The following is a 5,527-nucleotide window of genomic DNA, read 5'->3' on the forward strand; positions in this document are numbered from 1 at the left end:
GTAGATATTGACACCAAAAAGGCACTCCCTTATACTTGAGAGAAAAAGGTGCAAAAATCTATTGATAAGATTAGCGGTCAGGCGGAGTAAGGGCAGTATATTATATAATATATCTAAGTAGGAGAAAAATATGCGTAGAAATACAAAAACAATGTATGAGTGGAGAAAGGTATATAGGGATAAAGAGGAGCTGATGTTGGAGAGAGGTTTTCCAGAGGTCAGCCCCCATGAGTTCTATCGTGACTTGTTCCCAGAGGGGAGCTTACAGAGTGCAGAGCATGACGGAAAAGGAAATGTGATTGCAACCCAGATAAGACCATCTGGAAAGGGAAGAACGAAGCAGTGGGTTATAGATGATAGTCTGAATATGCTTGATAAGGTCATAGGGGACGAGTTCGGACTGATACCGCCTATCACGTTCTATGGCAAGACACACACGAAGCAGAACGCACATGAACTGTATGCGGTTGCAATAGATATTGATTATGTCGGAAAACAGCAGTTGAAGAACCTCTTGAAGCAATTCGGGAACGGAGTACAGCTCCGACCGACCTACCTTGTGAGTTCTGGAAAGGGTGTCCATGCCTATTACTTTTTGAAAGAGCCAGTACAGTTGTATCATAATCTGGAAGATACCCTTGCGGAGCTGAAAGAAGCATTTATCCGCAGACTATGGAACGATACGAGCAGTATCAGACCAGACAGCCCAGATATAACAGGTATCTATCAAGGCTTTAGGTGTGTTGGGAGCCAGAGCAAGCTGGGGGCAGACTTCCCAGTGAAAGCCTATAAGATGTCGGATAACCGCTATACTCTGGAAGATATAAAGGACAGCATACCGAACTGTAAGGTTGATTTATCGGTACTTACAGAGAAGCCGAAGAAAGAAAAGAGTAAGCTGTCACTGGACGAAGCAAAGAAGCTGTACCCAGAGTGGTATCAAGAGCGAGTTGTAGAGGGCAGACCGAAGAAAAAAGGCACATGGGTGTGTAATGAAGCCCTTTATGAGTGGTGGAAGAACAAGATTTTTACCGAAGTAAAGGTAGGCGGTAGGTACTTCTCAATCATGGCATTGTGTGCGTATGGCTTGAAATGTGGCATATCTGAAAGACGAATAAGGCAAGATGCCTATTCATTTTTGGAGCATCTGGAGAGCCTTACAGATGATGAGGACAACCATTTTACAAGGGAAGATGTAAAGGACGCATTGAAAGCCCTCAAAGCTGATAACAAGCTACTTTCGACTATGGCAAGCCGAGAATGGATAGAGAAGCAGACGAAAGTTGTCATACCGCCAAATAAGAGGAACGGCAGAAAGCAAGCCACGCACTTAAAAATCGCACGTTTTACCCTTGAAACAATGAATGAGGACAGGGGCAAAGCTCTACAAGGGAGACCAGACAAGGCGAAGATTGTCGAAGAATGGAGAGAAAGCAACCCTCTGGGAACAAAAGCGGACTGCATCCGAGAGACAGGACTTGCAAAGCATACGGTTTATAAGTGGTGGAAGTAGGGCATACTTGAAATGCTGAAAGGCATATGCTATAATGCCAGTAGGCAAGAAAGACGAAAGTGCTCATTGTGGCACGCAAAAAGCCCCGGAGTTGCGACCTCCGGGGCTTTTCTATTCCGTTGTGGCAAGGTGGCTTATGCCTTAGGCTGGCTACCGCCTATTTATCTCCGTCCAGCCATTTGCAGATGTAGTAGGCGACTACACTTGCCAAGACAGAGAGTAAGAAAGACGAAAATATACTCATGGTGGCACACCCCCTTTCTGTACCTGTATAGGGGTGGTAGCGTTGCCCATTATACCATAGTGGCAGAAATGCCACAAGAAGCCATTTCCCCTTGTTTATTATCAGAGCCATAAGGAAAAGAGTGTCAAGGGCGGTCGAAAGACCGCAGCGTTTACCCTTGATACTCTTTTTTGTTGGCTATCATGCCGGAGGGGGAAACGGCTGTCCGTCCGTTCCGTCACTTCCCCTTGTGCTTCATTGTCTGTTCCGGCGGAAGAAAGTAAAGGGTGGTCTGCGACCATTTTTTATCTGCTGCATTCGCTGATCGGCAAGCCGAAGCTCATACTGCAGATAAAAAACAAGCCCTTGACTGTCTCCCTCCTACACTTCCAAAGTCGCCCAAGAGGAAGTAAGCTCCACTGTATTTCTGGCGAAATCCACGCACGAATATATCCGCTTGACAAGTGGCTATCACTATGCTATATTATGTGTAGCGGATATATTGCAAGTTCCCTAAAGTGATAGCCTAACGGCTACACTTTAGAACTTGTGAGGGTGGCAAAGCCCCCCTTCAATCCCCCTTTGAGTGACCGCAGATATGCGGTAAATTGTTGAGTGATAGCCAAGAAGAAAGAGAGGTAAAAGCATGAGTTGGGGCGAGGAACAGCAGAAAGAAATTGAGACAATCAGAGAGAGAAAAATCACAGTGAAATTGTCGGACGCAGATTGTGACCGACTGGCGAGAAAGTGTGGGAAGCATGGTCTGACAATCGGAGAGCTGATAGAGAATTTTGTCGGAGATTTGGTGGGCGGTACTTACTCCAATGGAAGTGATGAAAGAGATTATGCTGACCAGTGGTTCGAGCGTTGTTGGTTCGGAATGTTCCCAGAGCCTACACTGCTGAATCACTTATTGAATTTGGGTTATGAACCAGAGCATTATCTGGATATGTTGGAGAACGTAGAGACAATAAAATCCGACATTGAAATTACTAAACAGAACATAGCAGAGCCAAGTGATGAATGGAAAGACATTGTGTACCACAAGTATAATGATGATTTTACAAGCTATGAGTGTGTGCCTTGTTACAATAGTGTTGATGAATATATAGCAAGCGAAAAAGAAGATTTAGAAAGCTATAAGGCAGACTTAGAAGAAGCACTGGAAGAACTGAAAGACATGAGAGCGGACTGGAAGCCAGAGAAAGAGCCGAACATGAACGAGGAAATCGAACTCATTAAGAAGTGGGTAAAGGAAAGAGAGGACTTCATCAATGAATAGGACAAGACCGAAGCAGATAGTTATAAGAGTGTCAGAGGAAGAACTTGCACAGATAAAAGAAAAAGTAGAGCAGTCTGGAAAGAGCCAACAGCAATATATCATTGAAGCCCTCACACAGTCGAACATTGTCAATCTGGACGGACTGAAAGAGATATATCCAGAGCTGAAAAGGCAAGGCAACAATCTGAACCAGATAGCCAAGAAGCTGAATGAAAATGGATATGTGGACTATAAGCAAGAGCTTCCTAACACCATGAAAGAGGTGAGAGAAGTATGGCAGTTATTAAAGCAGTATCTTCAAAAGCAGGCATAGGGCAAGCACTGGACTATGTGACAAAAGAGGAAAAGACAGAGGATAAGCTTGTCAGCGGTCTGCACTGTGAACCAGATACAGTAAAGGACGAAATGCAAGCCACCAAGGAACTATGGGAGAAAACCGGGGGAAGGACATACAAGCACTTTGTCCAGAGCTACCATAAGGACGAGAAAATCACGCCGGAGCAGGCACACAGGAACGCCTTACAGCTTGCAGAGAATACGTCGGCATGGAAAGGGTTTGAGGTGCTTGTGGCTACCCATAAGGACAAAAAACATATCCATACGCACTTTATCGTCAATTCCGTCAATTTTGAGGACGGGCACAAGCTGCAGTGGAGCAGCGCCGACCTGCAGGAGCTGAAGGAGCGGTGCAACGCACAGAGCAGGGAGCAGGGGCTACACGTCTCAGAAAAGGGAAAGACCTTTGAAGGAGCGGAACGTGAGGAAACAGTGGCATGGAAAAAAGAGACGTACCAGCTTCTGAAGCAGGCGGAGCAGGGGAAAGTGAAAAGCTATGTCCAGGACATTGCCCTGGCAGTCCTGGACTGTAAGGAAACAGCGACCAGCCGGGAAAGCTTTATTCGGCTGATGAATGAAAGAGGGTACGGAGTGGACTGGCAGGACAGCCACAAATACATCACATATACCGACTTAGCAAGGAAGCAGGCAGGAGAAAAGGCTTGCAAAATTCGTAATAATAAGCTGGAAAAATACTACAACATGGGTTTTGGAAAGGAGGAACTGGAGCATGAGTTTGAGAGAAATGCACGAACAGCAGAAGTCAGAGCAGGCAAGTCCGAGAGAACGGATCCAAGAACTGAACCGTCAGAGCCGGACAGAGCTGGAGAACAGCCTGCTGAAGGAAGCCTTAGCTTTGTCGAGCGAGAGCTGCGAGGAATTGATGAAGCAGTCAAATCAAGGACAAGCAAGGGCAGAGCAGAACAGGCAGAGAGACGCCGAGCTGAGCAGGCAGCTCATCAGCGAGCTGAAGAAGCAAGTCGAGCAGTTAGAGAACAGCAACGAACTACTTCAGAACGCCATATCAGCCGGAATTGGGAGCCTGAGAGATGAGGTCAGAGAAAGTACCGTCCAAGAGGTAAAAAAGGCGTTACAGGCGAATATAGAGGCGGTACAGAAGGCAACAAAAGCTCTTGAAAAGCAGTCTGATACGCTTACAAGCGTAATGAAGCAGAAAGTCCGGGAGCTGGAGGAAAGCAAAAACAGCTTTTTCAGATATGAGGGCTTGAAGATATACCTGTTTTGGGGCGGTATGGTCTGTAATATTGGGACGTTTTTGATAGTGTTATATTATTTATTTGTCAAGTAAAGTTTTATAAAAATGTTATATATAATTAATGTTTTTTTGTTGAAAATATAGTATAGTAAAACAAAAAGGAGGGGATGCCAATGTACTTGTTGCTTTAGATGCTATAAAAATACATTGACATAGGAGGAAAATTAATGAGAAATATTCGCAGATCTGTAGCGTTAGCTTTGGCAGCAATAATGATGATGGCTATGAATATGGTTAGTTTTGCAGCAGATACAGCTCCTGCTGAAACCGAGGCGGTAGAATCGGTGACTCGTTCAACTAATGGAGAATCTGTTTTGCTGGATAAAGTATATTTTGCGTGTGATGGAAAAAACACAATTTCTTCTCGAGAACCTATTCCTGCTACAGCTTTAGATATTGAAAATAGAATTTTAGGAAGTATGGAGTATTTTTATGATGGTTTAGATTCATCTGGAAGACCGCAGTACACAGTTAAGGCATCTATGACGTCTAATCCATTAAAATTAAAATCCAGTAAACTTGTAACAAGAGCTGAAGGAGTAAATAGTTGGCATACAAATGAAGAAGATCATAATGGGTATACAGGAACTAATTCTCGAAGCTATGTATATACGACTCCGAATCCACCATCAAATCCATATTGTGAAGCAATATTAACCGCAACTGATGAGAAAGGTGACGAATACGCAGTATGGAAAGGAACTCTTCGTGATGCTAAGTAGAAAATACTGAAATATTGGTAAGAGTAGTGATGAAAATAAGAGGGAGTGAAGTGAGGATGAGATATTCTTAATTCACTCCCTTTTTTTAGAGGTCAAAAAGGTGCAATAAATTCATTGATAAGATAAGCGATAAGGGCGAGAGGGAGTGAGGTGTAGATATTGACACCAAAAAGGC

The 5,527-nt window shown here is 44.2% G+C and carries 5 protein-coding genes; all 5 read left to right on the forward strand.

Going from position 1 to position 5,527, the window contains the following annotated elements; translation table 11 throughout:
- The first annotated feature begins 130 nt into the window (after window positions 1-130).
- Window positions 131-1,513 (forward strand): hypothetical protein, encoded by a 1,383-nt coding sequence (locus DWZ40_RS18885; protein ID WP_002595441.1) that lies wholly within the window; start codon window positions 131-133, stop codon window positions 1,511-1,513.
- 869 nt (window positions 1,514-2,382) lie between these two features.
- A complete protein-coding gene (locus DWZ40_RS18900; protein WP_002595442.1) occupies window positions 2,383-3,018 on the forward strand; it encodes a hypothetical protein in 636 nt (211 codons plus the stop codon).
- Window positions 3,011-3,331, forward strand: a complete 321-nt coding sequence (gene mobC, locus DWZ40_RS18905) for a plasmid mobilization relaxosome protein MobC (protein ID WP_002595443.1) — start codon at window positions 3,011-3,013, stop codon at window positions 3,329-3,331. The genes DWZ40_RS18900 and mobC overlap by 8 nt, the downstream gene beginning before the upstream one ends.
- Window positions 3,292-4,407 carry a relaxase/mobilization nuclease domain-containing protein gene (locus DWZ40_RS18910; RefSeq protein WP_002595444.1) on the forward strand — a complete coding sequence of 372 codons (1,116 nt, stop codon included), beginning with the start codon at window positions 3,292-3,294 and terminating at the stop codon, window positions 4,405-4,407. The genes mobC and DWZ40_RS18910 overlap by 40 nt, the downstream gene beginning before the upstream one ends.
- Before the next feature lie 390 nt (window positions 4,408-4,797).
- A complete protein-coding gene (locus DWZ40_RS18920) occupies window positions 4,798-5,352 on the forward strand; it encodes a hypothetical protein (RefSeq protein WP_002595445.1) in 555 nt (184 codons plus the stop codon).
- Window positions 5,353-5,527 lie beyond the last annotated feature (175 nt).

It is taken from the genome of Clostridium sp. AF32-12BH, from assembly GCF_003477935.1.
GTDB lineage: Bacteria > Bacillota > Clostridia > Lachnospirales > Lachnospiraceae > Brotaphodocola.

Excerpts from the sequence above, each read along its gene's own strand:
- DWZ40_RS18885 (WP_002595441.1), top strand. The coding sequence starts at position 131 with ATGCGTAGAAATACAAAAACAATGTATGAGTGGAGAAAGGTATATAGG.
- DWZ40_RS18900 (WP_002595442.1), top strand. The coding sequence starts at position 2,383 with ATGAGTTGGGGCGAGGAACAGCAGAAAGAAATTGAGACAATCAGAGAG.
- mobC (WP_002595443.1), top strand. The coding sequence starts at position 3,011 with ATGAATAGGACAAGACCGAAGCAGATAGTTATAAGAGTGTCAGAGGAA.
- DWZ40_RS18910 (WP_002595444.1), top strand. The coding sequence starts at position 3,292 with ATGGCAGTTATTAAAGCAGTATCTTCAAAAGCAGGCATAGGGCAAGCA.
- DWZ40_RS18920 (WP_002595445.1), top strand. The coding sequence starts at position 4,798 with ATGAGAAATATTCGCAGATCTGTAGCGTTAGCTTTGGCAGCAATAATG.